Origin of the sequence: Streptomyces sp. NPDC000594, assembly GCF_040299965.1 — a bacterium.
In the GTDB taxonomy this organism is placed as follows: Bacteria; Actinomycetota; Actinomycetes; order Streptomycetales; family Streptomycetaceae; genus Streptomyces.
This window is the reverse complement of record NZ_JBEPCY010000043.1, coordinates 26,726-53,224: the sequence shown is the minus strand read 5'-3', so window position 1 is coordinate 53,224 and position 26,499 is coordinate 26,726. Positions and strand designations below refer to the sequence as shown.

29 protein-coding genes are annotated in these 26,499 nt (G+C 72.3%); 16 read left to right on the top strand and 13 right to left on the bottom strand.

All coding sequences use genetic code 11. The features are described from left to right. Positions 1 to 1,031: 1,031 nt before the first annotated feature. From ABT354_RS34295 to ABT354_RS34270, 6 genes are all read right to left on the bottom strand, one after another. The gene (locus tag ABT354_RS34295; protein ID WP_351501193.1) at positions 1,032 to 1,286 is read right to left on the bottom strand and encodes a hypothetical protein; all 255 of its coding nucleotides are present in this window, start codon (positions 1,284 to 1,286) and stop codon (positions 1,032 to 1,034) included. Continuing rightward, entirely contained in the window at positions 1,283 to 1,627 is a 345-nt protein-coding gene (locus tag ABT354_RS34290; protein ID WP_351501191.1) for a hypothetical protein, read from the bottom strand. The genes ABT354_RS34295 and ABT354_RS34290 overlap by 4 nt, the downstream gene beginning before the upstream one ends. 249 nt (positions 1,628 to 1,876) lie before the next feature. Next, positions 1,877 to 3,391 carry a hypothetical protein gene (locus ABT354_RS34285; protein WP_351501189.1) on the bottom strand — a complete coding sequence of 505 codons (1,515 nt, stop codon included), beginning with the start codon at positions 3,389 to 3,391 and terminating at the stop codon, positions 1,877 to 1,879. A gap of 228 nt (positions 3,392 to 3,619) precedes the next feature. Then, positions 3,620 to 3,976 (bottom strand): hypothetical protein, encoded by a 357-nt coding sequence (locus ABT354_RS34280; protein WP_351501187.1) that lies wholly within the window; start codon positions 3,974 to 3,976, stop codon positions 3,620 to 3,622. A gap of 140 nt (positions 3,977 to 4,116) precedes the next feature. Further along, entirely contained in the window at positions 4,117 to 4,707 is a 591-nt protein-coding gene (locus ABT354_RS34275; RefSeq protein WP_351501185.1) for a GNAT family N-acetyltransferase, read from the bottom strand. A 10-nt stretch (positions 4,708 to 4,717) separates the two neighbouring features. Then, entirely contained in the window at positions 4,718 to 6,004 is a 1,287-nt protein-coding gene (locus ABT354_RS34270; protein ID WP_351501183.1) for an NsdA family TPR-like regulatory protein, read from the bottom strand. 177 nt (positions 6,005 to 6,181) lie between these two features. Here ABT354_RS34270 and ABT354_RS34265 point away from each other — a divergent pair, with 177 nt between their 5' ends. The 3 genes from ABT354_RS34265 (at position 6,182) to ABT354_RS34255 (ending at position 7,657) form a co-directional block, all read left to right on the top strand. Beyond that, positions 6,182 to 6,685, top strand: coding sequence for a hypothetical protein (locus tag ABT354_RS34265; protein ID WP_351501181.1), 504 nt, complete (start codon positions 6,182 to 6,184; stop codon positions 6,683 to 6,685). Next, positions 6,682 to 7,068: a DUF6415 family natural product biosynthesis protein gene (locus ABT354_RS34260; RefSeq protein WP_351501179.1), complete on the top strand. Its 387-nt coding sequence runs from the start codon at positions 6,682 to 6,684 to the stop codon at positions 7,066 to 7,068. Before ABT354_RS34265 ends, ABT354_RS34260 begins: the two co-directional genes overlap by 4 nt. Before the next feature lie 130 nt (positions 7,069 to 7,198). Next, complete coding sequence (locus ABT354_RS34255; RefSeq protein ID WP_351501177.1) at positions 7,199 to 7,657, top strand: hypothetical protein; 459 nt, start codon at positions 7,199 to 7,201, stop codon at positions 7,655 to 7,657. Positions 7,658 to 7,664: 7 nt separating this feature from the next. On the opposite strand, the gene ABT354_RS34250 is transcribed toward ABT354_RS34255, so the two are convergent. From ABT354_RS34250 to ABT354_RS34220, 7 genes are all read right to left on the bottom strand, one after another. Then, complete coding sequence (locus ABT354_RS34250) at positions 7,665 to 8,006, bottom strand: hypothetical protein (protein ID WP_351501176.1); 342 nt, start codon at positions 8,004 to 8,006, stop codon at positions 7,665 to 7,667. Between the two features lie 139 nt (positions 8,007 to 8,145). Next, a complete protein-coding gene (locus tag ABT354_RS34245; protein WP_351501174.1) occupies positions 8,146 to 8,859 on the bottom strand; it encodes a DciA family protein in 714 nt (237 codons plus the stop codon). After that, positions 8,856 to 11,054 carry a hypothetical protein gene (locus ABT354_RS34240; protein ID WP_351501172.1) on the bottom strand — a complete coding sequence of 733 codons (2,199 nt, stop codon included), beginning with the start codon at positions 11,052 to 11,054 and terminating at the stop codon, positions 8,856 to 8,858. Before ABT354_RS34240 ends, ABT354_RS34245 begins: the two co-directional genes overlap by 4 nt. Before the next feature lie 1,041 nt (positions 11,055 to 12,095). Next, complete coding sequence (locus tag ABT354_RS34235; RefSeq protein WP_351501169.1) at positions 12,096 to 12,563, bottom strand: cytidine/deoxycytidylate deaminase family protein; 468 nt, start codon at positions 12,561 to 12,563, stop codon at positions 12,096 to 12,098. Continuing rightward, positions 12,563 to 13,243: a RibD family protein gene (locus ABT354_RS34230; protein WP_351501167.1), complete on the bottom strand. Its 681-nt coding sequence runs from the start codon at positions 13,241 to 13,243 to the stop codon at positions 12,563 to 12,565. Before ABT354_RS34230 ends, ABT354_RS34235 begins: the two co-directional genes overlap by 1 nt. Before the next feature lie 4 nt (positions 13,244 to 13,247). Next, positions 13,248 to 14,681, bottom strand: a complete 1,434-nt coding sequence (locus ABT354_RS34225) for a helix-turn-helix domain-containing protein (RefSeq protein ID WP_351501165.1) — start codon at positions 14,679 to 14,681, stop codon at positions 13,248 to 13,250. A 122-nt stretch (positions 14,682 to 14,803) separates the two neighbouring features. Then, entirely contained in the window at positions 14,804 to 16,123 is a 1,320-nt protein-coding gene (locus ABT354_RS34220) for a GNAT family N-acetyltransferase (protein ID WP_351501163.1), read from the bottom strand. 337 nt (positions 16,124 to 16,460) lie between these two features. Here ABT354_RS34220 and ABT354_RS34215 point away from each other — a divergent pair, with 337 nt between their 5' ends. From ABT354_RS34215 to ABT354_RS34155, 13 genes are all read left to right on the top strand, one after another. Next, positions 16,461 to 17,081: a hypothetical protein gene (locus tag ABT354_RS34215; protein WP_351501161.1), complete on the top strand. Its 621-nt coding sequence runs from the start codon at positions 16,461 to 16,463 to the stop codon at positions 17,079 to 17,081. Between the two features lie 84 nt (positions 17,082 to 17,165). After that, positions 17,166 to 17,510, top strand: a complete 345-nt coding sequence (locus tag ABT354_RS34210; protein ID WP_351501159.1) for a hypothetical protein — start codon at positions 17,166 to 17,168, stop codon at positions 17,508 to 17,510. 235 nt (positions 17,511 to 17,745) lie between these two features. Then, the gene (locus ABT354_RS34205) at positions 17,746 to 17,997 is read left to right on the top strand and encodes a hypothetical protein (protein ID WP_351501157.1); all 252 of its coding nucleotides are present in this window, start codon (positions 17,746 to 17,748) and stop codon (positions 17,995 to 17,997) included. Between the two features lie 455 nt (positions 17,998 to 18,452). After that, on the top strand, positions 18,453 to 18,626 hold the full coding sequence (locus ABT354_RS34200; RefSeq protein ID WP_351501155.1) for a hypothetical protein: 174 nt from the start codon (positions 18,453 to 18,455) through the stop codon (positions 18,624 to 18,626). 144 nt (positions 18,627 to 18,770) lie between these two features. Next, positions 18,771 to 19,025 carry a WhiB family transcriptional regulator gene (locus ABT354_RS34195; RefSeq protein WP_351501153.1) on the top strand — a complete coding sequence of 85 codons (255 nt, stop codon included), beginning with the start codon at positions 18,771 to 18,773 and terminating at the stop codon, positions 19,023 to 19,025. A gap of 113 nt (positions 19,026 to 19,138) precedes the next feature. After that, positions 19,139 to 19,333, top strand: coding sequence for a hypothetical protein (locus tag ABT354_RS34190; RefSeq protein ID WP_351501151.1), 195 nt, complete (start codon positions 19,139 to 19,141; stop codon positions 19,331 to 19,333). 103 nt (positions 19,334 to 19,436) lie between these two features. Then, complete coding sequence (locus ABT354_RS34185; protein WP_351501149.1) at positions 19,437 to 19,688, top strand: hypothetical protein; 252 nt, start codon at positions 19,437 to 19,439, stop codon at positions 19,686 to 19,688. A 161-nt stretch (positions 19,689 to 19,849) separates the two neighbouring features. Further along, complete coding sequence (locus tag ABT354_RS34180; protein ID WP_351501147.1) at positions 19,850 to 20,614, top strand: hypothetical protein; 765 nt, start codon at positions 19,850 to 19,852, stop codon at positions 20,612 to 20,614. 92 nt (positions 20,615 to 20,706) lie between these two features. Next, positions 20,707 to 21,405 (top strand): NUDIX domain-containing protein, encoded by a 699-nt coding sequence (locus tag ABT354_RS34175; RefSeq protein WP_351501145.1) that lies wholly within the window; start codon positions 20,707 to 20,709, stop codon positions 21,403 to 21,405. A 37-nt stretch (positions 21,406 to 21,442) separates the two neighbouring features. Next, a complete protein-coding gene (locus tag ABT354_RS34170) occupies positions 21,443 to 21,643 on the top strand; it encodes a hypothetical protein (protein WP_351501143.1) in 201 nt (66 codons plus the stop codon). Positions 21,644 to 21,852: 209 nt separating this feature from the next. After that, the gene (locus ABT354_RS34165) at positions 21,853 to 22,125 is read left to right on the top strand and encodes a hypothetical protein (protein ID WP_351501140.1); all 273 of its coding nucleotides are present in this window, start codon (positions 21,853 to 21,855) and stop codon (positions 22,123 to 22,125) included. Continuing rightward, entirely contained in the window at positions 22,122 to 23,900 is a 1,779-nt protein-coding gene (locus ABT354_RS34160) for a DUF2637 domain-containing protein (protein WP_351501138.1), read from the top strand. Before ABT354_RS34165 ends, ABT354_RS34160 begins: the two co-directional genes overlap by 4 nt. A gap of 364 nt (positions 23,901 to 24,264) precedes the next feature. Next, positions 24,265 to 26,433 (top strand): hypothetical protein, encoded by a 2,169-nt coding sequence (locus ABT354_RS34155; RefSeq protein WP_351501136.1) that lies wholly within the window; start codon positions 24,265 to 24,267, stop codon positions 26,431 to 26,433. The last annotated feature ends 66 nt before the right edge of the window (positions 26,434 to 26,499 follow it).

Genomic DNA, 26,499 nt, shown 5'->3' with positions numbered 1-26,499 from the left:
GTGTGGCCTGCCCCTTCCGGGAGCTACCAGGGACGAATCCAGGGTCTTCGTCGCCCAGTGTACCCATCTGGACACTGTCCCGCCGAGAGTCGCCGCTCACAGCTCACAGGAGCCAGCCGAAGCGCTTCCACCTGCGGAAACGCCGTGTGAGGCTCCTAGGTGCAGCCAGTCGTCACAGGCTGCTGCGGGACGCCGCGCGGCACACGGTCGTTGCTCCGAGCTGCCCGATTCGGCTCTCGCATTGGCCGAGATGTCTGTGCTGCGGGTTGTCAGCCGCGGGGTGGAAGGGCTCGCATGAGTGCGAGTCCGTCGATGAGTCTGCCGTCCTGGCTCATCAAGGGGGCCGTCTGGTCGCCACGCTCCCACTCCGCCTGGACTGCCTCGAGTTGCTGAGGGGAGATCGCCGCGCCAGGCGTCGGAGTGGTGATGACCGCGTACGGGATGCGGGTGCGGCGCCCTGGGGCGGCCTGCACTACCACCACGATTCCCCTCTGATTCGCGGCGAGGGGCTCGGAGCCGAACGCACGGTGATCAAGCTCGCCAGGCAGGGCCTCGCGTACGCGAACCGAGGCGCCTGGGTGCCGGTCGAACCACACCCGATCGGCTTCGGCTGCCCGATGTCCCACCGCGATGTTCCTGCGCGACGGGCCACCGGCCGCGGCTGCTTCCTCCCCCAAGCCGTAGACGCTGCGGCCCTCCCACACAGGGGTGGCCCGATTCTGGTTCTTCTTCTTTTTCCTCGTACGGCTGACTGCCACGTCACCACTTCCCTTCCCCGGACCCGCGCCAGGCCCGTCCAGCTGCTCAACGAGACGGGCGGGGTGTGTGCGGTGGGCCAAGCGGGGGAAGCAACCCGCCTCACCTCGTGGCCGAGCGCGCGGAAGCCCCGGACGAGGGCGTCGGACTTGGCGAGGTAGTCCCCGCGCCCCAGCACCGCCAGCCCGGCGGCCGTGTGCGCGCCGTCCGTCGCGACGGAACCACTCGCCCGAACAGCCGCACACGGGCGCGCCGTGTGTCCTCGTCGTCCATGGTCAGGGCCAGCCGAGGAGCCAGACCACCCGGACCTCGACCTGAGCGTTGATGACGCGGTATCCGATCGTGACCCCGGCGGAGGCCACGGCGAGTTTCCGCAGGGCGTCCGGTTGGGTGCCCTCCGGTGTGCCCACCGCGAGCGGGTTCGTGGACAGCTTCCCGCGCATCGCCTCGTGGACCGCGCGGCGCCGCTCCGGGACGAGGCCGGCCAGGGCGCGCTGGGCCTGGGGGGCCAGGACGACCTTGTATGTCATGCCGCCGCTCCCCCGTTCCGGCGTTCGTAGGTGTCGGGGTCGTAGTCGGCCATGACGACGTCGAGCGGGACGGCGTTGTCGATCCCGGCCTCGTCGTCGGCCACGGCCTGGACGATGTCGGGGTGGACCTTCGCCATCCACTCGACCCGGTAGGCGCTGATCACGTTCCGAACCGCGCGCAGCGGCTCGGCACCGTCCTGGTGGAACGGCGCGGCGTCCAGCTCGGCGACGAAGGCGGCCAGCACGTCGGGCCAGGGTGCAAGGGCGGTCTTCAGCTCACCCAGGCTCTGCGGGCCCTCGTCCGGGGCAAGCTCGTACGGTGAGCGGGTCGGATTGCTCATCTCGTTTCCTTCCGGGTCAGCAGTGGGCATCCGCTCAGTGTCGCCCTCGGACCACCGGGGACTGGCGTCCGTCACCCCATCGGATGACGGGCGGTCACCCCGGTTGCGGTTCCGCAGTCGCAGCGGCCGGACCTCGTCCTCGGCGAGGCCGGAGCGTCCCGGCGGCCGGGGCGCGGGCGCGGGCGCGGGCGCGGGCAAGCCGATGGGGGCGGCCCCGGTACCGGGGCCGCCCCCATCGGGTTCGCCGGTTCACCGGGTGCGTGGTGGCGTCATCCGGGCGTGGAGCAGGGTGCTGCGGGGGAGTTCGGTGCCCTGCTGGTGGTCCTCGTTGAACAGCGCGACCAGGCCCTTGGGCGCGTTCCAGTGCTCGCGCAGGTCGGGGGCGGCGCCGAGGTCGTCCAGGAGCAGGTTGATGACGGTGGCGGCCTCGCTGGGTCGGTCGCCGTATCCGTTGCCCCACCACAGGTGCTCGGACGGTGTGCAGGGGGCGGGGTGGAGGTGGCCGTCGCTGGTGGTGACCCACACGGTGTGGTGCAGGACGACCGAGGCGAGTTCGGCGTCGCCGGCCGGGAGGGACAGCGGGGCGTAGAACCGCCAGAGCTGCTTGCCGTCGTGGTCGGCGGTGCGCAGGACGGGCATGTCGGTGAGCGGGTCGATGAAGAACGCGTCCGCCTTCTTGCCCTGGGCGAGGACGGCGTGGGCGGCGGTCGGGTCGCACAGGGTGAGCCGGCGGGCCCACCGCTCGCTGACTGTGCCGGGGCGCACCGGCACCTCGGTGAGCGCGCCGAAGGGGAGCAGGGCCGGTTGGCGGCCGACGGCGACCTCGACCGCCGCGACGGCGTCGGGGTGGGTGCTGAGGGCGAGCTGGTGCCAGCCGGCCTCGAGGACCTGGCGGTCGCCGTCGGAGCGCAGGGGGTGGTGGCCGGTGTCGGGGACGGCCGCGATGACGACAGGGTTGCGCCGCTCGCCGTGACCTTCCCTTCCGAAGATCTCGTTGTCGTGCAGGGCGGCGTCGACCCGGTCGTTGCGGATGTCGTTGGCCATGTCCGTCGCGGCCAGGTGCGAGGTGACGTCGAAGGCGTCGTTGCCCACGACGCGCCGCAGGATCTTCTCCCTGTCGCTGGCCGGCACCTCCACGACGGCCGCGGGGGCGCCGGGCTCCCAGTTCCGGATCAGGTGCGGCAGGCGCAGCAGGTCGGGCCACCAGGGCAGGTCGTGCCCGGCCAGGGTCGCGACGTTGCCCCAGTCGGCCTCGTACTCGATGCCCGGGTGTGCGGTGTCGGCCGCGACCAGCGCCGGTCCGCGGAAGCTCATGTCCCCGTACAGGGCGCAGACGGTGACCACGTTGTCCGGGTTGGTGCCGTCGGCGATCTCGGTGGCGACGTCGGTTGCGGCCCTGCGGTCGTCGCAGTGCACGACCCTGATCGTTCCCAGGGCGGTGTGCCAGTCCTGCGCCGGGCCGCGCACCGTGTCCTTGTACCCGGACCACCGGCCGGACGGCAGTTCCTCGGGGAGCGGGCGCAGCAGCACGGCGCCGCGGCGGGCGAACTCCGGCGTCTGAGCCGCCCACCGGTAGACCTGGAACCCGTCCCAGACCTCCTCGGGCTCCTTCCTGCCGCCGAACCCGGCGAACGGATCGTGCGGCGGCTCGGTCGGCTGCGGGAAGTCGTCGTACTTCCGCACCAGCCGCCACAGCCCGAAGGAATTGACGCCCAGCAGCCGCTGGACCTCCGCCCCGGACAGATAGCTGTCGCTCACACCCATACCGCTGCTCCTCACGTCCTGGGGCCGCTTCGGCCCCAGGACAGATCATGGGACGCACCGGGAGGCGACGGTCGGAAAGCGGCTTTCCTGCCTGATTCCCCCCTCTCCATTGGCCGGGAAAGCACCCTCGCACCTCCCCTTCACGCGGGCCCGCCCGGCGATACCCCCGCGCGGCCGGGACCGCGGCCGCCGTCCCGGCCTCCCGCACCGCCCGGGGCGAAGGCGCCGTCAGCGGCGCTCGGGGACGGCGTAGAACAAGGGCTCCAGACCACTGGTCCTGGCCTTCACCTGACCGGCCGCGACGAGATCCCACATGCCGCGCCGTACCTCTTCCTCGCTCACTTCCATCCCCTGGTCGACAAGCCACTGGGCGATCCGTTCGGCGGTCTTCGCCCGGGTCTCCTTGCCCTGGAGGTAGGCGAGAGCCGGCTTGTGCCAGTCCGGGAAGCCACGTCCTCGCGGCGAACCGGGGCCCGCCGGGCCGAAGGTGTCGGCCAGGTGGAGCAGGGCGGCGATGATGCCCCGGGTGTCGCTGCTGCGCGTTGTCTCGAAGACCTCGATCGCCTCGCTGCGGAAATCAGCCATGTCCCCGTTTTCTCTGCGTAGTTGCTCGGTCACGGCAGGCTAGAGCCTGCGGACGGTGTGCGCCAGGGCCCCGCATCCCATCGCAACAGCAGGCCGGGGAGCACAACCTCTGGGCGGGAGCCGAGCACTCCGGGCCGTGATCACGGGCCGTGCTGCTGGGCGGGGTTGGGGGTGACGCGGAGCAGGAGGAGGTCGAATTCGGGGCCGTGGGGGGTGTTGCGGTAGGGGCCCGCGTAGGCGTAGCCGAGGCGGGTGTAGAGGTCGTGGCCGCGCTGGTTGGAGGGGAGGGCGAGGAGGGAGGACCAGGCGGGGGCGATGGCGGTGAGGAGTGCGGTGTGGAGGCGGGTGCCGATGCCGCGGGACTGCCAGGGGCGCCGGACGGCGAGTTCGCACAGTCCCATGAGGCGTTCGGTGCGGGCGCCTTCGGGGACCTGGTCGAGGAGGCCGGGGCCGAACCAGTACGCGGCGGTGCAGGGGAAGGCGTAGCCGAAGCCGACCGGGGTGCCGTCCGCAGAGGCGGTGGCGAGGGTGAAGCCGGGGTGTTTGAGGTGGCCGGTGATCTGGCGGTGGAGGGCGGGGACGGAGAGGTCCGCGGTGGCGGCGTCGGGGTTGTCGAGGAGTTCGGGGTGGGCGTCGGCCCAGATGTCGGCGAGGGTGTCGAGCAGGGGCGGGACCTGGCCCGGGCCGTAGGTGCGGATCATCACGTCGGTGGGGTGGGGCGGGGTGGTCACCGTCTTCTCCTCATCTGGCGCCGGCAGTGGTGCGGTATTCCTCCAGCCAGTCGGCGACCGCCGGGACGGCGGCGTGCCGCTGGAGGGCGCTCTCGACGTTGCGCAGCTGCTGGAGCAGCCGGTCGGAGCGCACCTCGGGGAGGTAGGTGAGGAGTCGTCCGGCTGCCTCGGCCGCGGCTTCGGGTTCGGGCCTGTTTCTCACGGCATGTTGGACGGCGATGTCGGCGGTGTACAGGGCGCGGTTGCGGGCGAAGGCGGTTCCGTGGAGGAGGACGGCCTGTTCGGCTCCGGCGGCGGCGCGTTCGTGCTGGCCGAGGTCGGCGCGGGCGAGGGCTTCGAGTCCGGCGAGTTCGGCGGGGGTGAAGAACTCCAGCCATCCCGGGTCGGCGTCGGCCGGGCCCTGGGCGTAGAGGCGGTGCGCAGTCACGACGGCCTGGTCCGTGGCCGGGGCGTCGCCGAGGAGGGCCCATCCGCCGGCCTCGCGCAGGGTGAACAGGGCTCGCATCCGCGGGGAGCCGTGGGTGCGGACGGCGTGCTGGGCGGCCTGGGCGGCCGTGACGGCTTCCCGGGGGCGGCCGGAGGCGCGGGCGAGGAGGGAGAGGCAGCCGAAGGCGTGTCCTTCCAGGGCCCGGTCGTCGGCGAGCCGGGCGGCGGCCAGGGCCTCGGCGTACAGGGTGCGGGCGTCGGCGGGGCGGCCGGAGTCGTAGGAGAGCCATCCGGCGGCGATGGCAAGGTGACCGGTGGCCGAACGCAGCCGCCGTCCGGTCTTGTCGGTGAGGGCGCCGTCCTTAAGCCACTGGTAGGCGGTGTGCAGGGCGCGGGCCGCGTCGCGGCGCAGGGCGGCGGAGCCGTGGTCGTGATCGTGGGCGTAGATCGTGGTGACCGCGTGGTCGAGGGCCCGTGCCTCGACCGTCCCGATCCGCCCCGGGGCTCCCCTCCGGGGAAGGAGATCGAGGGCGGGACCGTCCTCGGCGGCCGGGCCATCGTCCCGGTGGTCTGCGGTGTCCTTCGGTTCGCGGACGGCCGGCGGGGCGCCAGTGCAGGGTCGCCGGAAGCCGAGGGCTTCCGGGGCCCGGCCGCCGGTCAGCCGGGTGAGGATGCGGCGGTAGACCGCCCGGGGGAGCTGAACCTCGCCGTCCTCCCAGGCCGCCACCAGCCGGGAGGTGCAGCCGACGGTCTCGCCCATCTCCGCGCCGGTGGTGACGATGAGGCGGGCGAACTCCTGGCGGGACATCTGGAACTCCCTCTCGCGCACAGCGCGCAGCTGAGGGTTGGGGACGCGAGGGCGGTCGGCCATGTCCGGCTCCGTACGGCATCCGCGAGAGGACGGGAAGAGGGGGCGACCGTATCGCTCCCGCCCCTTGGCTGTGCCCGGTCTTGGCCGTACTTCACCCTGTCCGGGGCAGACTTGCATCGTTCTCGCATCGGCGGGACATCGCACTCGCCACCGCGCTGCTGGTTGCGTAGGAGCGGCATGTCCACCGATCCGGAGATCACCATGGCGAATGGTTCCGCCTCGTCCCGGCCGCCCGGCATCACGGCCTGGCACCGGCTCGCCGACCCCACCCCGCAGCGACTCGCGCTGTGGGCGCGGGGGGAGGACCGCACACGGTGGGAGGCGTGCGGCCGGGACTGGGACGCCGTCGCCGTCCACCCGATGGCGAACGGGCTCGACGTCCTGGACGCCATGGGACTCCACCTGGACGACGGCTACCCGGTGCTCGGGGACCGCATCGGCGACGTGCTCTACGTCCTGGTCCCGCCCGGCACTGCGCACACGGCCGCCGGCCTCCCCGGCGTACGGGTACTCGGCGCGGGCCACCAACTGCTGATGCCCACCACCGGCCACGGCACCGCGGCCGCGCACTGGATCAGCCCACCGCCCGAGGCCCAGCCGGACTTCGTTCCGTCCGGCCGGTTCACCGCCCGTCTCCGTGCCGCGTTCGCCCCCGACCACGAGAAAGCCGCCACCTCATGACGTACACCGTCCTGCACGACCCCGACGGCCTGATCGAAGCGACACTGCCGCTCGACCGCGCGCCCTACGAATGCCTGGTGACCGCAGTCCTGGCCTGGCCGGACACCGGCGCTCTCCTCGAACGGGACGCCGAGCAGATTGCCCTCCAGCTCACCGGGCACGCCCACGCGGTCGCCGCCGACGTCAAACGCCGCGCCGCCGCCCTGCCCCGGGACGACGGGCGAGGGGCCCTCGCCGACGTCGTCCTCGCCGCAGCCCGCGAAAGCCTGGCCACGCCGCCGGACGGCACGGTACGCGACGTCCAGGACCGGGCCCGGACCGTACGGGAGCTGTACGGCCGCCTCGACCGGCTGCTCGACGCCCACCCGGCAGACATCCGATAGAGCGATGTTCGGACCTTGAGCGTGGAGAACAGGGTGGCCCCTGTCCGCATGGCCCTTCTGGGCGATCGGCGGACCGGGCGGTGTGCGGCCGGTACGGTGCCGGGTGAGACGTCGACGGCAGGGGGAGAGTGTGGCGAAGGTTCGAGACCGTGGCGAGGTGCTGGGCTTCGGGGTGCCGGCCGCGCTCTTCCTGGCCGGGGTCGCCTATCTCGGGATCACCAACGGCCACCGGTTCATCGCCAACGACTTCTTCGCGCTCATGTACTGCCTGGCCGGCGTCGGCTTCGCGGCGGTCCCGCTGCTGTCGTGGCGCCGGGGCGGAGGCCGGTACGCCGACCCGGGCTTCGTACGCTCGGCGTGGTTCCCGTGGCTGTTCACGACCATGCAGGGCGTCGCCTACAGCTCCCCACGCAGCGACGCGAACGTCTTCCTGCTGGTCTTCGGCTGGGGCATGTTCATCTACGCCGGGATGGTCGCCCTGTACTTCCTCGCCCGCGCGCTCTGGGGCACCGACGACGACGAGACCGGCGAGCCCGTGCCCGACGAGGCAGCCCGGCCGGATCTCCGCGAGCCGAAGGCCGGCGCCTGAGCTCTGCTCAGTCCGCCGCCCGGCGTTCGTCGTCCAGGTGGGCCATGGCGTAGCCGTGTTCGTCGGGATGACGGGCCAGGCGGGCCATCACCCACGCGGTCCGGGCATCCATCCCCTCGCCGAACTCGGCGGCCAGGCGCCGCGCCTGCCATGTCGTGCGCGGGGCGAGCACCCACCGCGTGAGCGGGAACCGGACCCGGCCAACGCCACGTCTCGTCCGGCCTGCCCCGTCAGGGGAGTCCTCGTCAGGGAAGTCGGGAGTGATCGGGTCGGGCACGATCGCGAGTGTGGCGACGGCCACCGCGATCGAAGCGGCGATCAGGCCCGAGATCACCGAAACGGACGGCACCGCAGGACCTCGGTTGACGACCCTTCGCGCAACCGTACCGCCCGCCACAAGCCACTGACCACCGGCGTTCCAGCGCCTGGTCCGGCCGGTACGTGTGAGAAGCCCAGACCCTGCCGATGGGGTCGGCGGGGTCCGGGCTTCAGGGGATGTGGGTCAGTGGCTGTTGAAGAACCGTTGTCTGGGCGGCGGCCTCCGTGAACGCCTCCTCCGGCTCGCGACGACGGACGAGAGCCCGGTTCTGGCGTTCCGCGGCGGCTCGGATGCGCAGGTCCATGTCGTTGTCGCGGACGCGCCGGTGCTCGTGGTGCGCGGCGAGCGCGCGGTGGTAGCCGGCCGACGCGGTCTCGCGGGTACGCGGCGGCCCAGTGGGTGCTGGGGCCCGGACCGGTGCCGGTTCGGCGGCCGGTGCCGGGTCGGTGGTGACCGGGCCGGGGGCGAGCACGCGGACCGTGCGCACCGCCTGCTTGCCCGCCGCCCGGTTGGCGGTGGCAATGATCCGGGCCGTCTCCATGCGGGCCTTCGTCGCCCAGGCCGCGGAGTCCGGGCGCAGCGTCAGCTCGCCGGTGTCCGGCTCGTACCCGACCGCCGCGACGTGCCCGACGAGGTCGGGGGCGATGACCGCCCACCGCTCCCGCAGCGCGCCGCCAGCGGCCGGGAGCGCCCAGGCCCGCTCGGTGACCAGTGCGCCGATCGCCGCCCCGAGGCCCATCGGCTCGCGCCCGTCGCGCCGCACCGCTGTACCGGTCCGCGGCTTCCTCTTCGCCTTCGGGCCGCTGCCGTTCTTCCGGGCCTGCTCCATCGCGGCCCGCAGCGCGACCCGGGCCAGGTCGACCCCGGACACCTCCCCGCTCACGCCTGCCCCCAGGTGGTGTGGAGGGCCAGGTGCCGGGTGCCCGAAAGGCGCTGCGCTTCGTCGACCAACCGGTTGCTGAACAGGCGCCTTGCCGACGGTTCGCCGTACTGGTCGATGTGGTCGAAGACGACGGTGTGGTCCTTCATCGCGCGCACCCGCCAGTCGCGGACCTGCTCGCGGGTCAGGTCCTCGAGGACGAGCTCCTGGTCCTGGTCGACGTCGTCGACGTCCGGGGTGGGCGCGGCGGCCGGACGGGGCGCGGGCAGGACGACGACCGGGGCCGCCGGCGCGGCCGGGACGACGTCCTCGGGTTGCGCGGCCGCCGCGGCTTCGGCGCGGGCCTGAGCTGCGGCGGCCTTCCGGGCGCGGTGCTGCTCCCACTCGTATGCCTTCGCCCACGCCCTGGCCGTCACGTCCTGGTGCAGCTGCTGCTCGGTCGCGGCCCGCCGCTCCGTCTCGGAGGCGCCGGGCATCGCGGCGTCGACGGCGGCCGCGACCGCACGGCGCTGGTCGCGGCGGTCGGCCTGCTTCTCCGCGCAGCGCGGGCAGTCCTGGCCGGAGTCGAGCAGCACGCGGTCGTCGCACCGCACGTCGCCGCACTGCTGACGCTGGGGCAGGGCCAGGCCGATCAGCCAGCCCGCCGGGTCCGAGATCGGCTTGCCCAACCGCATCTGGGTCTCCAGGTGCCGGGCGAGCCGGTCGGCGAGGACCTGCGGAGCGTCCGTACGGCCGGCGAACCCGACCACCCGCTCCAGCTCGCTACGGACGGCGGCTTCCACCAGGCGGCGGGCGGCGGGACGCTCCAGGCGCGCCCAGACCAGGTCGACCGGAGCCAGGACGGCCCGCAGATCGAGCGGCGGCAGAGCCACCCTCCCTCGCTGCTGCCCGCGCTGACCTCCGCCGTCCACGACCCGCACCGGAGCACCGGCCACAGGCCCGCGGCCGCCGTTCCCGACCTTGCCGACCGGGGACTTCTCCTGCTGTTCCCCGCGCAGCGGGCCGCCGTCCTCGCGCACGCACGCACGGTCCGGCAGATCACCGGACCCACCACGGCCTTCGCCGGAAAAGCCACCAGAGAGAGCGGGGGGAGAGACGGGAGTAACCAGGTGAGGGTGGTCAGTGTGAAGGGCTGCCGCAACGTCGGGGTCTGCAACATCCGCAACATCCGTCACCGGCACGCCGTTGACCTGCGACTCTTCGGGCAGCTCGGGCGCCTCACCAGCCCCTGCCGCAATGTCGGGGTCTGAAAATTCGGGCTCCGGGGTCTGCGCGAGGTCCTCCTGGACGTCGTCGGCGACCGTACGGCCGTGCGCGGCGGCGACCGCCGGGACCATCAGCCGCGACCGGTTCCGCAGGCCCGAGCCCGTCTTCAGACGCACCCGCAGCACCAGCTCCTGGTCCTCCAGGCGCTCCAGCACCCGCTCGCCCGCCGACGCGGTGCACCCGAGCAGCCGGGCCACCGTCGCCGCCGCGCGGCCGCGCTTGGTGTCCACGGTCCCGCCGCACTGCCGCACCCGCCCGTTCTCCCGGGCCTCCAGCACCAGCAGCAGCAGCGCGAGGCGGTCGGTTGCCGCGCCGCGGCCGGTACGCGTACCGATCAGCCCGGCCGGAGTGACCCGGCCGTCCCGGTGCGTCCAGCCCGGACCCATCACGGCCTCCAACAGCCGCCACAGCGTCGCGAACTCCTTCTTCTCCAGCGCCAGCGGATGCCCGACCACGTCCTGCGCCGCCCACAGCGGCAGCACCCGGCACTCCAGACCGTCGTCCTGACCGAACTCGCCCTCCGCCGTCTCCACCGAGACCACGCCCGAGCGGCGCAGCACCGGCAGCACCTCGGAGGCCGTGTACGACGCGGACGCCCCGATCCACCGGCCCAGCTCGGAGGTACGGATCTCCACCACACCGGTCTCCGACGGCGTCCGCGACGCCAGCACCAGCACCGCCAGGCGCACCGCGTCCGACGCCCCGGCCAGGCCGGCCGTGTCCAGCAGCATCCGCACCGCGCCACCCAGACGGGCGCGCGCGTCCGACCCGAGCGACAGCGGATGACCCGCCGCCCGCTCCGGGACCGGCCCGGCCGGCACGGACCGCAGCCGACGCCGCGAGCTCCCGCCCGGCGGGACGCCGACGGAGTTGTCGACGACGTCCCAGAAGTCGTGGTCCACCGCGGCGGCCAACGCCGCGCCCGCGCTCACAGGGACATCCCCGAGGTCAGGCGGTCAGCCGACCGAGCGTAAACGGTGTGACAGTTGGGGGGTGTGATGTATGTCACATTCCCGCCAGGGGGGACACCACAACCTGCGGTAATCACCCCAGAGGGGGTACTGACCTGGTCGTGGTCGACCTGACAAGACCTGCGGTGCTCGTGCACTATGGCGATACCAGCCTTCATATGGATCAACGCGGACGGCCCCCTGGCAGGGGCTCGACTCGATGGCTCGTGTGATGGGCGAAGGCCAGCGGCGGATCTCCTTCCTCTCGGTGGTTTTCGAACTGGTGTTTCGAAGCCCTTGGCGGGGCCTCGGAACGGTCAAGCCACTTCGGTGGTGAAGCGGCACTTCGGTGTTGCGGCGGTACTTCGGTACTGCGACCGCGAAGCCCCTTGGCGGGGGCCCGCGGGCACTGCTGGACCTGGAAGGCCCTTGTGGTCCTGGCTAGGGACCGGTTTTGCAAATGGCCCTGATAAGGGGCCGGGACAAAATGAGCGGCTTGATAAGCCGCGGCTCAGGACCGGCTGGAACCGGGATCTGAGCGGACCGCTCTGGTGGCTAGAGCCAGGCGGTAGACGGGCCGCGCGGGGCCGAAGGGGATGGCTAGTCCACTTCTTCTTGGCGCGCGCGGCCGATGGCCGGCTAGGTCATCCCAACCCCCTGAATCCGGAGGCTGGCGTCAGCATGCCCAGGCGCGTACCTGATGGCGTGATCGCGATAAAGGAACGGCGTAGCTGCGCGTGGAGTTCCGCAGACGCGGGTACTCTTCATCTCGCGATCACCTCCTTTCCAGGTGTCGCCCAACGAGGCGTTGCCCCGTTCGAGGCCCCGTGGACCATGCCCGGTCCCGGGGTTCTCGTCGTTGTGGATCACGTCTGAGATCACCCTAACCCCCTGTGATGACACAGACGGGGGTCGAAAACGCATCCAGCCCGAGAAGTCGCGAATGCCCGAGGAATCGCGCGCCTTTGCCGGAGAACTCGTTGCCGGGGTGGGTTACCCAGTGGGTAGGTCGCTGAGTTCGCATCAGGTCAACCCGTCCAGGTGCGCGTTGACCTGCTTCGCGGCCGCCGCCAGTTCGTGCAGCTCCACGACCACGACCCCTGCCTCCATCAGCTGCTCGTAGCCGACGCAGTCGTCGACGAACAGCGACGGCTCCCGCCACGCGATGACCACCCGCGGAATCCCCGCGCCCAAGATGCGCTGCGCGCACGGCGTACGCGGCGAGTGCCGCTGGGAGCAGGGCTCCAGCGTGCTGTAGATCGTCGCCCCGGCAAGGCGCGGGTCCCCCGCGGACAGTTTCCCGAGCGCGGCCTCTTCCGCGTGCTCGTGCGGATCGGCCTCCCGGGAGTAACCGGCCGCGATCTCGACGCCGTCCGCGTCGATGATGAGCGCGCCGACCGAGTAGGCACCCGCGGCTGGCGGGCACATCTCCGCAAGGCGGATCGCGCGCCGCATCCACTGCATGTCCTGCCACCGGTCGGGCGCGTACATCAGGCGCGCCCCTTCGGGGCGTAGCGGACGAGGACGACGTCCTCGATCGCGCGGACCTCGAGGACCTGCATCCGCGCGGTCGACCCGCCCGGGTAGTCGGCGGCCCCGAGGAACCTGGCGGCCTCCGGTTGACCGACCAGCAGCGGCGCGATGGCGAGATGGACTTCGTCGGCGAGGTCCTGAGCCATGAGCTGGGTGTGGATCGTGCCGCCACCCTCCACCATCAGCTGCCGGACACCGCGGCGCCCGAGCTCATCGAGGACCAGGCCCCAGTCGAGGTCCTGCCCGACGCTGACGACGTCGGCGAGGTCCCCGAGCGTCGCGCGGACCTTCTCCACCGCGCTGTCCACGGTGATCACGAGCTTCTGGCCGCCGTGGTGCCAGAATTTCAGGTCGGCGGAGAGGTCACCGCTCGCGGTGACGGTGACCTTGAGGGGGTACTCCGACTTGCAGTCGGCGATGCGCTGAGCACGGCGTTCGTCGCTGTTGACCAGCAGGCGCGGGTTGTCCCGGCGCATGGTGTTCGCGCCGATCAGGATCGCGTCGGACTCCGCGCGGACCTGGTCGACGCGGTCGAAGTCCGGGGCGTTGGACAGGCGCAGCCGCTCGGGGCTGGTGTCGTCCAGGTAGCCGTCGACCGACATGGCGGCGGACAGCACGACGTACGGGCGGGCAGTCATCTGCTCAGGCTTCCGTTTCTGTCTCGTGGGCGAGGGTGGAGTCGAAGGCGCCGCGGAACTCGGCCACGGGGGCCTCGCGCTGCCAGGGGATCAGGGCCGTGTCGAGCCGGGCGAGCTCGTTGGTGATCCGGCCGGAGCCGGTGTCGGCCGCGACGGTCAGCGCGTGCATGCCCACCGTCGCGGCCCGCTCCGGATCGCGGGCGCCGGCCAGGGCCACGGCCTGCCGCGCCATGTAGACGCCGCGGTCGCGGTGGTAGTCGCCGGGCATCAGCCGGATGGCGTCGGCGAAGGCATCGGCCGCCTCGCCGTGCTTGCCGAGGGCCTCCAGGCCCTGCGCGCGGTGCACCTCCACGTACGAGGCGTTCAGCCACACGCCCCACGGGGTGGGATCGGAGCCGATGCCGTCCAAGGCGTTACGCACGGAGTCGATGGCCCGCTCGCTGCCGTCGGCGTCACCGCGAAGAGCGTGTCCGTACGCCTCGTAGGTGCGGGCGACGGCGGCGAGCCGGCTGCGGGGCCGGGCCATGCGCTGGGCGGCCTCCGCCAGGTCGACGACTTCGACCAAGTCGGCTGTATCACCGGCCAGTTGAGCCTTGCGGGCCATGACGTAGGTGGTCAGGTCGGTGTCGCCGACCGTGTACGACCACTGCATGGCCCTGTCGAGCCAGTACGACGCGGCGTCCGGGTTGCCCAGGTCCTGGTGGAGCCAGGACAGGAACTCCCCGTACTGCGTCTGGAGCTCCATCAGGTCGCGCCGGTCGGCGCCCTTCGCCTCCCGGCGCAGCTCCTGGATGACGTCGATGTAGTCGCGCGTCGCCTTGAGGGCGTGGCGCGGCCCGAGCAGGTTGTCGCCGTCGATCAGCAGACGGCGGGTGCGCCGCAGGTGCTCCACCGGTGTCGAGCCGTACGCCGACGCGGCCCGCGCCCTGCGGACCAGGCTCGGCACGCCGTCCGAATCCGCGGCCGCCGGCGAACCGGCGCCGACCGCCGCAGCGGCTCCCAACCCCACGCCCGCGCGCAGCAGTGCACGCCGTTCCAGAGCCACCCAGACCACCGACCCATCACGTAGACGACACGGGACCGAGATCCCCTCACCGTCCGACGCTGCCTGGTCCGCTGCGGCCAACGCCAGGTCCACCGCCGACTTGGCCACATGAACGGGCGGATTGGCCACATGGCCACGCTCGTCACCGATCCGCTCCCACAGGCGCAGCAGCATCCCGCTGGCACCCAGGGCACCGTCCAGGAGTGCCGCCTGGTTACGGTCGGCCATGCGCTCCGCTCGCTCGAATCGCCCCAGGTGAGCGTGGTCGATGCGGGCCCGCTTCGCGAGCTCCCGGAGGCTGAGGCCCCGCGAATTCCGCAGCTCGCGCAGCTGGTAACCCCAGTTATGCAAGGGCGACACCCAGGGCGTCAGCTCCCTTGGCTTCTGCGCCATCCCCGCCCCAATCCTGTGGCTGATGTGGCCAGCTGATCCGGCCACATGTCAGATGTGGAACTGATCGGTCCCGGGGGCTAGAACCGAAGCAACGGTTTCGAGCCCAGCCAAGGGGGTGTTGCTCAGTGAGTGCTGTCGGGCAGTTCGGTCTTCAGTTCAGGGCCTGTTCCGCGGCTGTAGTTGGCGGCACGCTGGAACAGGGCGCCGCTGCTGCGCTCTGCGGCGTCAACGGTTCTGACGTGCACGAATCCACGGTCGCTGTAGTACCGCTGAAGGTCGTCGTTGGTGCGCCACGCGTCCAGGCGCAGCAGCTGCTTGCCCTGCCGGAGCGCTTCCTTTCCCGCCCAGTCGAGCATGGCCGAGCCAAGGTCCATGCCCGCGACGTCGCGACGCACGACCATGCGGTGCACGTAGAGGGCAGGGTCGCCGGCCTCGGCGGCGGACCAGAAGTCGGGGTCGGCGTGCTCATCGACGGTGATGGTCGCGACTGGCGCCCCGTCCGCTTCGACGATCCAGCACTCGCCGGCCGCGATGTTGGCTTCGATGCGTTCCTTGCGGGGCGGGTACTGCCACTGGTCGATGCCTCGTCCGTTGAGCCACGTGGCGGCGTGTTCCCACAGGTCGATGACCGTGCGCAGGTCTGTGCCGACGGCGGGACGGATCGTCATGGCCTCCTCCACCTTGGGCCGACTGCGCTCGTAGGTGATGACGTGCCGGTCGCCGGGCAGGACGTTGAGCACCACGCGGACGGGCTTTCCGTCCTGCGTGAAGCCGGTGCACAGGTGGACCGCGACGGGTGTTCCGGGACCGAGCTGCAGCCGGTCGGCCTCTTCGGGTGTCGGCATGCGGACGTGCAGCTCGTCGAGGGCGCGCACCTGCTCGTGCCCGAGCTCCGTCAGAACGACGTTCGCGCCGCGCGCGATGTCGTCCGGGTTCATGATCTCGCTGTTCTGAACCAGGGAGAGAGGGAAGTGGCTGTCGTTCGTGTTGTACGGGATGCCGTCCACGAAGCGGACGCGCCGCCGGACAACGACCAGCTCGCCCTCGCGCATCTGAAGGCGCTCGCGGACATGCCGCGACGGGGTCTCCACCTTGACCTCGATGTGCTGGCTGGCCTCCCGGCCTTCCTCGGACATCTGGGTCAGGAACTGGTCCATCTCCGGCGACAGTGGACGCTTGCGGAACTCGCCCTGCGGCCGGTACACCATCGGCCGCCGACTGCGGACGAAGTACCCGCGAGGGCGGTCGCTGATGATGAGACCTTCGTTGACCAGGACTTTCAGACCCTGTACGGCGGTCGAGCGGGTGGTGTCCCACTCGGAAGCGATGTCTGCTTCGGTCGGCAGTCGGTCACCCGGGCCCAAGGTCCCGTCGGTGATCTGAGCGCGGAGTTTGTCCGCGATGCGTTGGTAGAGGGCCCGTGCCCTGCCGCTGACTGCCATAGGAGATGTCTACATGCCCGCGAATGACTAGTCAATGTAGGCATCGGGCTTGACCTGGCGTCGCGCACCGTGCATGCTTCATTGCGTCGGGCATTGAGTAGTCAATCTAAGTCGACTACCTGAAGCCCGTTTGACCAGCACTACCGCAGTGGTCGCCACCTCGGTGGCCCCGGAGTTTCAGAGGCAGTTCTAACTCCTCCGGGTCCGTGACTTCTGCGTGCACGTCGCAGCGCAGATGCGCTGTCTGTCAGTCAGGACGCCGGTTCGCTGAGCGTCCTGACGGGCGGAGAGAGCACCCGCGACGCATCCCTGTCACTCCGTACGTGAGGAGTTCCCCATGCCCACAGCACTCCGCGAAGTCGAGACCACCGCTCGCGAGCGGCGCCGCCGGACCCGCACTCGGGCCGTCAGCAGCCTCGATACCCTGTCCGTCTCCAGCCTCAAGCCGCACGAGTACGACCTCCGCCCCACCTGCCTGTCGCTGGTCTGTCCGAGCTGCCGGACCTGGGTTCCGATCCACGTGGCCGCGACCTCGAAGGCGAAGGCGAAGCTGGTTGCGCACCACATGGACAAGGCCGGCACCGAGAACCCGCGACGCTGCCTCGGCAGCCACCGCACGGTCGTCCTGGACGTGAAGGTCGCCCGTTGGGCACAGACCTTGGAGGAAGGGGTCTCCGAGACCAACGGCGTCCGATCGAACCGCGTCACGCGCAAGCCGAAGACCGCGGTCACCCCGGCCGTCGGCCAGCTCGCCGCGCAGAAGCGTGCCGGGATGCCGGAGGACGAGTCGGGCGACGGCCGGCCGTTGTGGCTGCTGCGCGAGATGAAGTGGATCTCGACCGAGCCGTCGGTCCGCGACACCGACACCCGCCGCGCTGAGCAGCCTGCCGGTGACGCGCCGCTGAGTGCGCCGCCGGTCCCGCTCCGGACGCTCCGCCCCGAGCGCCGCGCGAGCTGACCAACCCTCCGTACCGCACCACGGCCCCCGGGAGATCGCTCCCGGGGGCTGCTTCCGCATGCCCTGTTACCCGAGGAGATCCTGATGCGTACCACTCTGACCAGCCTCTACTCCCGCTACTCCGCCCGGCTCGCCGCCGCCGCGGCCGAGCAGCTCGCCGAGATGGCCGCCGACCCGGTACGCGACGCGGACGACGTCACCCAGGACGTGTGGCTGGCCGCCGCGCAGCTGCGGGTGCTGCCCGAGCCGGAGTTCGCGTGGCCGGTCCTCACCAGGCTGCTCGACCAGGCGCTCGGACACCTGGAGACCTCCCGGGGCCGGGAACTCCCCTCCGGGATGGAGCCGTCCGCGGTTCGGGGTCTCCCGCCCGCTCCGCTGGAGCCGCTCCCGTCGGCGGCGGTGTGGGCGTCGACCGCGACGGCGGCCTGAGCTGCTCGGTGACGATCGACCACGGCCGCCCCCACTCCGATCTCCCGGGGTGGGGACGGCCGTGGCTGCTCGTACGGCAGTCGGCTCGAATCCGCAGAACACAAGGAAGAGGAGGAGCGCCGTGCGCTTCATCTACTTGCTCGGCATGGCCACCCCGCTCATCGTGATCGCCGCGCTGCTGGTCCGCTGACCCGTCCGAGTGCCCATCACCCGTTCGCCGTCCAGGAGGAACACGATGACTGACCAGCCCTCTGACCTGCCCACCATGACCGGCCCCGAGGCGTACTCCCGCGCGGTCGAGCACGCCAACCGTGCAGCCGCGTACGCGGAGGGCGGCTCGTCTGCCTCCGCCCAGACCCACGCTGCCGTGGCGCAGGCGTACGCCGCGATCGCCAAGGCCGAGGCCGCCGCCCGCGCCGGTGCTCCCGGCCGGGCCGTGATCCCCGCGGGCGGCTGGGCCGCCCACACCCACCCGGACAGCCACTGACCCGGACGATCGACCACGGCCGCCCCCACCCCGCGACACCGGGTGGGGGCGGCCGTGGCTGCTCGTACGGCAGTCAGAACACAAGGAGACGGCCCCGGGGATTAGGGCCCCGGGGCCGTCGAGGACCTGAAGTGGAGGCCCTGTTGAACACCTTCAGCATCGCACGTCTGGCCGCCGACGGAGACTCCGACCCGATCATGGACGAGGCGCTGCGCCGCGTCCGGCAGGGCGGAAAGCCGTGAGCGCCTGCCCGCCGTGCGGCGGGAAGGGCGGGAAGACCGAGGACACCAGCTCCGGCGGGGTGTTCCGCAAGTCCTGGAAGCGCTGCGACTCCTGCAACGGAACGGGGTCCCGGTGAACACGATCGCGATCACCCTGGGCCTGACCGACGCGGAGCGCGCGGCGCTGTCGAAGAAGCTCGCCGAGCAGAACAAGCGTTCCGAACAGAACCGCCGATGAGCAACAGCAGCAGCGTGTACGAGCGGTACATGGCCGCCGCCCGCGTGCACCGTGAGCACGCCGCCACCTGCGCCGTCTGCACCGGTGACCGCCGGTGCCCGGCCGGGGAGCGGCTGTTCCGGCTGTTCAGCGGGCTGCAGGACCAGTACCTCCACCGCCGCCGAGGCTGACGCGGCGGGCGCGCTGGAAGGTCAGCCCGCCGACCGGGAAACCCGGTCGGCGGGCCGGTGATCACCAGCCCTCCCCCGTCTCCCCTTCTTCTGCCGCCTGCGCGCGGCCCCCATCCCATCTCTCCCGGACGAGAGGACCACGCCATGGACTGGCGTCACAACGCGGTCTGCCGCGAAGAGGACCCCGAGCTGTTCTTCCCCATCGGCACCACCGGCCCGGCGATCTTGCAGATTGAAGAGGCTCGTGCAGTCTGCAACAGGTGCCCGTCGAGGGACGCCTGCCTCCAGTGGGCGCTGGAGTCGGGACAGACCGACGGCGTCTGGGGCGGCATGAGCGAGGACGAGCGCCGCGCGATGAAGCGCCGCGCCGCCCGCCAGCGCGCCCGGAACGCGGCCTGACGGTCTGCCGGCTGCCTCCTGCGCCCATCCCCCACCCCGGTACCCCCGGGGCTGGGGGATGGGCGCGGTCGCGGGGAGCCGGACAGCCCGGACCACCCACGAAGGGATCCACCATGGCCACTTTGGACAGCTTCTCCCGCGACCTCGGCAACGTCATCGGCGAGGCCACCGAGCACGCGGTCGCCAAGACCCAGGCCAACGCCCTGGTCCAGGCCGCCGCCACCGGCGGTGCCGACGCCGTCGCGGCCGTCGCCCAGACCATGTCGACCGAGGAGCTCCAGCGCGCCCAGGCGTACCTGCAGCGCTGACGGCCTGACGGTTGCCTCCCCCGCCCGTACCGGCACCGCCGGGGACGGGCGGGGTGCGGGGAGCCGGACAGCCCGGATCCGCAACAGGAAGGTAGGGCCGTTCATGTTCCGTCGGCTGCGCGACACCGTCACCGAGGTCCAGGGCCACCGCCGGCTCACCCGAGGCATCAACGAGGCCATCGAGTCCGGCGACCAAGAGGCGCGGGCCGCCTTCACCTCCGGCACCGGGACCCTGGCCGCCGCGCTGACCCGCCGCGGCCGCGAGACCCGCGGCGCCGAGATCTACGACTACGGCACCCAGGTCGCCGCCGCCGGCGGCGGGCCCGAGCGGGTCCACCGCCTGGCCCGCGACTGACCCGGCCCGCCCGCACGGCGGGAGCGGATCACCGATTCCTGTCCGCCCCCCTGCACCACGGGACGACCGGCCGCCCGCACGACGGGCAGCTGGCCTTCTTCATGCTCCGGCCCGGGGAAGAGTGCCCAGGGCCCGGCCCTCCCAGAAGAGAGGACGACCGCATGTCCCGCACCATCGCGCTGACCCACGCGCTCGACGAATCCGGCCTCACGCCGAGCCCGGACCGTTCCGCCCCGGCCGGGCCGGACGCCCCCGCGCCCGCCGCCGACATCAGCCAGTACCACCACCCGCACTTCCTGCGGGCCGAACCCGGCCCCCGCGACACCACGGTCTACTCCTTCACCGCGTTCACCGGCCGGGAGTGCGAACCGCGGACCCCGCTCGCCATGTACGAGGACCGGGCGCTTGACCGCGGGCAGCTGGAGGCGATTCGCACTCAGTACGAGGTGGCCCGGATCCTGTGGTCCAAGGCCCGGCTCCGGGACCGCGCGGTGCCCGTCCTGCGCACCGCGGCGCCGCTGTGGGCGGCATGGGAGACCGCGCACACGGCGCTGACCAACACCTTCGGCGCGTTCTGGGAGACGCCGGACGGTATGTGGCGCGCGCAGCTGCTGCGCCTGGGCGACGCCGAGACCGCTGCCCTCGACGCGGCCCGCGCGTGGGACGCGGTCGCCGGGAAGCTCGCCGTCCTGGCCGAGGACCAGGCCGCCGTCGCCGGGTACGACCACGAACTGGCCCTGACCACGGTCGCCTCGGAGATCGGCATCGACGCGAGCGCCTGGCTCATCGAGTCGGTGAACGAGTACGGCGACGGCGTCTGGAGCGTCGACACCCCCCTCGTCCACCAGGCCCGCACGGAGATCGCCGTGCAGCGCGGCCGTCTCCTCGACGTTGCCGCCCTCGCCGGGGACCGCGAGCCGGTCTGACAGCTGCCTCCCCCGCCCGTCCGGCACCACGCCGGGACGGACGGGGCGCGGGGAGCCGGACAGCCCGGACCGCCAACCACCCCGGAGGAAACATGACCGAGACCGCGCCGGAGACGATCTTCTACACCGCCGACGTGGTGTGCGTCCGCGGCGACGACGTGTTGCTGATCGAGCGTGGCTGGCCGCCCCATCAGGGCAAGCTCGCTTTGCCGGGTGGGCACGTCGACGAGGGCGAGACGTCCCGGGAAGCTGCCGTCCGCGAGCTGCTGGAGGAGACCGGGGTGAAGGTCCCGGTGGACGACCTGGTCCTGGTCGGCGTCTACGACGCGCCCGGCCGGGATCCCCGCGGTCGCTATGTCAGCGTCGCTTACCTGGCCCGCGTCCCCGCCGACACCATCGCCCGCGCCGGCACCGACGCCACCGCCGTGCGCTGGGCGCCGCTGAACGACCCCGGCGACGACCTCGCGTTCGACCACGGCCTGATCCTCCGGGACGCCGGACGGCAGCTGGGTGACCGGGACCGGGTCCTGGAGCAGCTCCTCGCCGAGGTGCGGGAGCTGCGACCTGAGCCGTGGCCCGAGGGCGTCTTCGCCCGCTACACCACCCTGGCTGGCGCGCCAGTCGACCTGTTCCGGGCCGCCGACGGCTGGGCGCAGTGGCGGTGCGCCGCCTGCCCGGCCACGAGCGTCGGCGCCTACACCGGCCCCTTCAACGACCCGTTCGGTGACACCGAGATCCACCGCCAGGCCCAGGACCACGCGGCCCGGTGCCGCGCTCTCCCCAAGCCCTGACACCCGCCCCGCCCCGCTGTTCGAAGGAGTTCATTCCATGGCCGGGATATTCGCCCGCCTGACCAGCCCGCTGCGCCACATCGACGCCGACCCGGACCAGCTGGTCCGGGAGGCGTACCAGCTGTTGAAGGACGCCGAGAGCAACCAGGGCCTGTGGCCCGCGATGTCGGCGTACAGCGATATGGCGAGCGTGAAGATCCAGCTCGCCCAGTACCTCAAGCAGCACCACGGGCGCTGACCACGCCGCGGCCCCGCCGGACCCGTTCCGGCGGGGCCGGCGGTTCTCCCGCCCCGTCACCACCTGTGTGGTCGTGACGGAGCCGGAGAGCCGGAGATGGCTCGGCAAAGAAAAGAGGCCCCGGCTAGGGGGCCTCTCCTCAATCTTTGTTCCCGCGACCGCTGACAAGGAGCGAATCGCATGCTCAACGCTACCAGCGGGGGTGCCCCGTGAGCACCGCCGCCACCACCCTCGATCTCGACAAGTCCGCCGCCGAGGCGTACGCGGAGCGCAGCCCGCTGCCCGCCCTGATGGCCACGGTCATCGCGCTGGCCGCCGCCGTCCTGGCGCTGCTGGACCTGTTCGCCAACGGCCTGTGGCCCACCGTCCTGCACCTGACGGTCGCCCTCGCCGTGTTCGGCGTGGTCCGGCTGTGCGTCGGACTGGCCCTGGATCCCCTCTTCCTGACCGAATCGCACGACGACCCGGAGAGCAGCCCATGAGCGCCCCCGTCGACATCCGCAAGCCCGACCCGGCCCCGGCCGCCGACGAGCCGCGCCCCTGGTTCGCCGACCCCGGCCCGGCCGGCCACCCCCACCCGGACCATGGCGACCCTGTGCCGGAGTCCGGCTCCGAGCCGGACACCCCGGAGCCCGCGCCCGCCCCGCAGGACGAGGACGAGGCCGGGGACGACCCGCGCACGATGAGGGCACTCGCCGTCATCGCCGGGGTCGGCGGCCTGGTGCTCGCCGGGATTGGGTTCACCGGCTCCTACACCACGCTGAAGAACCTCGCGATGGGCAAGGGGTTCGGTGACTTCTCGTACGCGTTCCCGATCGGGATCGACGCCGGGATCCTGGTGCTCCTGGCGCTTGACCTCTACATGATGCGCAAGCGGATGCCGCTGCCGATCCTGCGCTGGACGGCCCACGCCCTGACCGCGGCCACCGTGGCGTTCAACGCCGCCGCCCCGCCCGGCCCGGTGATGGACGACCCGCTCGCCGCCTCGATGCACGGCGTGATCCCGGTCCTGTTCATCGTCGCCGTGGAGGCCGCCCGCCACTACATCGGCCGGATGGCCGACCTCCTGGCCGGCGAGACGCCGCTCGGATCGGTGCCGCTCGCCCGCTGGCTGCTCGCCCCGCTGTCCACCGCCGGCCTCTCCCGCCGGATGCGGCTCTACCACCTCCCCTATACGGAGGCCGTTTCCCAGCACCAGCAGATCAGGATCTATCGGGAGGGTCTGCGCCAGAAGTACGGCACGAAGGAGTGGCGTTCAAAGGCGACGGCGAACGAACTGCTGCCGTTCAAGCTGGCCCCGTTCGGGTTCAGCGTGGAGCGCTCCCTGGGAGTGCCCCTGCTGGAGGAGACCAAGAGGCTGAAGCGGGACGCGGACGCGGCCGTTCAAAGGGCGGAGGCCGAGATTCAGAAGGTCGCCGCCGGTGTTCAGATCGGGACCGCGAAGATTCAGGCGGAGGTCGACAAGATCCGCGCCGAGGGCCAGCTGAAGATCGCCAAAGCCGAAGCGGAACGCGAGGCTCAGGCCGAGATTCAACGGGCCGAGGCCGATGCTCAACTCCGCGAGTCCGAGCGGGTCCACGCGCTCAAGCTCAAGGAGGACGAGGCCGCGGCCCGCGTCCAGGACCTCGCGGACGAGGCCGAGAAGCGCCGTATCCTGGCCCGGATCGAGCGGGAGAAGGCGCAGTCCGCCTGGGGACTGGAGCAGCAGCAGATGACCGCTCAGGCCACCGAGGCCGAGCGCCGTATCGCCGCCGACGCCTCCGCCCGCGCCCGCCGCGACGAGATCGCCCGCCAGGCCGGTCTCGTCGAGGAGGAGCAGCGCCTGGCCGCCGCCGAAGCCGCGGCGAACAAGGCCCTGGCCGAGGCCGCCGACCACGAGCGGATCACGGCCGAGCACCGCGCCCGGGAGGCGGAAGCCGACAGGCTGGCGCAGCTGGACCGCGAGGAGACCGCCGCCTCGCTCGCCCGGGAGGAGAAGGCGAAGGAGGAGGCCGCCGGGCACCAGGCACGTATCAAGGAGTTCGAGGCCCGGGCAGTCCAGGCCGCGGCCCTGGCCCGCATGAATCAGACCGACTGGGACACCCAGCGGGTCGTCGCCATGATCCGGGCCCGGGGTGAGAGCGCGGTCACCGTCCGCGTCATCGCCGACGAGCTGGGCACCTCCACCGGCACCGCCCAGGACCGCAAGAACCGCGCCGTCGAGCTTCTTGGGAAGGAGGGCGGCGACGGTTCGGTCCCGGAGCAGTCCGCCGCCTGAAACGGAATCGCCCGTCCCCTTCGCTGGAGCACTGCTCCTGGCCCTCACGGTCGCCCCCGCGCCCCCCTGCCCCGGCATCACACCCCGGGACACAGGTGGTGCGGGGCCGGCCGTGGCCGCCAGGCCCCCGGCACGACCCGTACCCGACCGGCAATCGCCGCTCCCTGCCCTCAATTCCCCCTGACCGCCCCCCTTGATTCAGCTACGGACTGTAGCGGCGAGGCGAGGCGAGGCCAGGCGAGGCGAGCCGGAACACCCCCAACCCCCGCCTCGGACGGCTCCGACACGGGTGGAAGGGGGGTCTGGTGCTCGCCTGGCCTCGCCTCGCCTCGCCTCGCCGCTACGGTCAGTGAGGAGAGCCGTCGTGGCAGACACCGCGACCCTTGACCCCCAGCAGACCCCCGGCACCCCTGCGGCCGACACCTCGGCCGCTGGCACCACCGTGGTCCAGGCCGCCCCGGACCCGGCCCCCGCGCCCGTTCCGGAGCCCCCGGCGCCGCGCCGCGGCCGGACCCGCGCGGTTCCGCTCCTTGTCCACGGAACGAACGCAACCGGAACGACCCTGGGCGCGGCCTACACCGCCGCCGGGGTTCCCGGCCTCGCCGCCGCCGCGGGCGTCGGGGCGGCGGTCGGGCTCGCCGCGCTGGCCGGCCGGAGGAAGAAGAACGCTGCCGCCGCCCGCAGGGCGGCCCGGGACGCCGCCCGCAACCGGTCCGGCTCCGCCACCGGCGGCGGCACGGGGCAGTCCGGGCGGTCCGGCCGGGGCGGCGGCCTCCTCGGCACCGGACGCGTCAGCGGATCATCCGGGCGCGGCAGTCGCGGCGGCGCCGGATCATCCGGTGGCAGCTCGGGAGGCCGGATGAACAACCGCTCCGGCGGGTTGAACGGCCGGGCCGGAGGGTTGAACGGCCGCTCTCCCGGAGCGTCCGGGACGGGCCGGGGAGCCTCCGGCAGGGGCGGAATCGCGCCCGGCTCCCCGGGCTCGCCGGGTGGTCCGCGTGGCGGTCTGAACAAGAACGGCGGCAGGTTGAACACCCCGGGCGGCAGGCTGAACAAGAACAGCGGCGGCATGAACGGCACCGGTCCGGGCCGCCCCGGAGGCTCCCGTGGCGGGCGGAACGGGGGCGGGTCGCCGAACGGCGGCCGTCACCGCAAGAACGGAACCGGTGGAACCAACGGGAGTGGCGGGGCCTGGCAGGGCGTCAAGAGCGCGCTCGGCAAGCTCCGCCGCCGCGACTTGAACAACGGCGGCGGCACGGCGAACACCACCGCCCCGAAGACGCCCGGCCCCGCCACAACCCAGAAGACCTCGAAGACGCCGAAGACGCCGAAGACGGGCGGCCGCTCGCGGGTCTCCCGCATCTTGAACACCGCGCGGTCCTGGATGAACAGGCTGCGCCGCACCAAGAAGGCGAAGGCGGCGGCGAAGGGCGGCTCCGGATCCGGCACTGCGGCCGGGAAGGTGCCGGGCCGGGTCTACCGGTGGCGGCGGCTGGTGCTCCGCAAGACCGGGCACTGGGCCCGCTGCGCCGGCGCCGGGCTCCTCGCCGGGCTCGCCGGGCTGGCCACCCTCCCCCTCGGCATCCTCTGGGGGACCTGGAGGCTGGTCACCAAGCACCGGGACCCCTTGCACGGCTTCCTCTTCCCCGTCCGGATCGCCGGGCGGATCTGGCGCCGTTTCTTCCGCCGCTCCCGGGCCCGGCACGACGCCGACGCTCGCGCCGAGCAGCTCAACCTCACCGTCAACGACCCCCGGAAGGACACCGACACATCCATGGGTTCCAGCCTCGACACCAGCAGCGCCGTCCTCGACGGCAAGAACAGCAAGTTCGCCCTCGCCATGTCCGCGAGCCACGCCTCCTACGCCGGATACCGGCCCCTTTCGATGATGGAGGTCGCGGCCGAGTACGCCGGCCTGCCCAACGCCCTGCGCTCGGCCGCCGCCACCGTCCGGGACATGGCCGTCGCCTCGGACCGCAGGTACCCGTGCAGCAAGCGGGCCCTGGTGAAGCTGGCCGAGGCCGCGCAGCGCACCGCGAACGCCGCCGTCCGCGCCGACGACATGGTCGTCCTCTTCCGTACGGCCCACGCGTTCGACATCGAGCGGATCCTCCACCCGCGGACGGGCGAGTGGATGTGGAACGTCACCCCGAACGGCGCCGCCGTCCCGGAGGGGGCGATGTTCATGCCGGGCCGGATCGAGTCCGGATGCGTCCTGATGTCCGCGCTGTACCGGACGTTCGAGCCGGTCCACATGATGCAGGTCGGCGCCGAGTACGAGGGCATGAGCCTGGGGCTGGCGTCGCTGGCCGACTCGGTGTCCCTCCTGCACACCCGCACCCGCGACGTCTACCCCGTCGACGACCGGGTGACCGACGAGCTCGGCACGATCACCGCCACGCTCCGCGCGGCGGCCGACGACGCGGCGATGGCCGCGAAGCTCTTCGCCCACGACCACCGCCGCGAGATCAGCCACAACGTGAACCCGCGCAAGGGACGGTCGTCCGAGGAGATGTGGAACACCCCCCGCTGACCCCGCTCCCCCTTGCACCACCTGGTGGCCGCCCGTGGAACACGGGCGGCCACCGCCCTTTTCTCT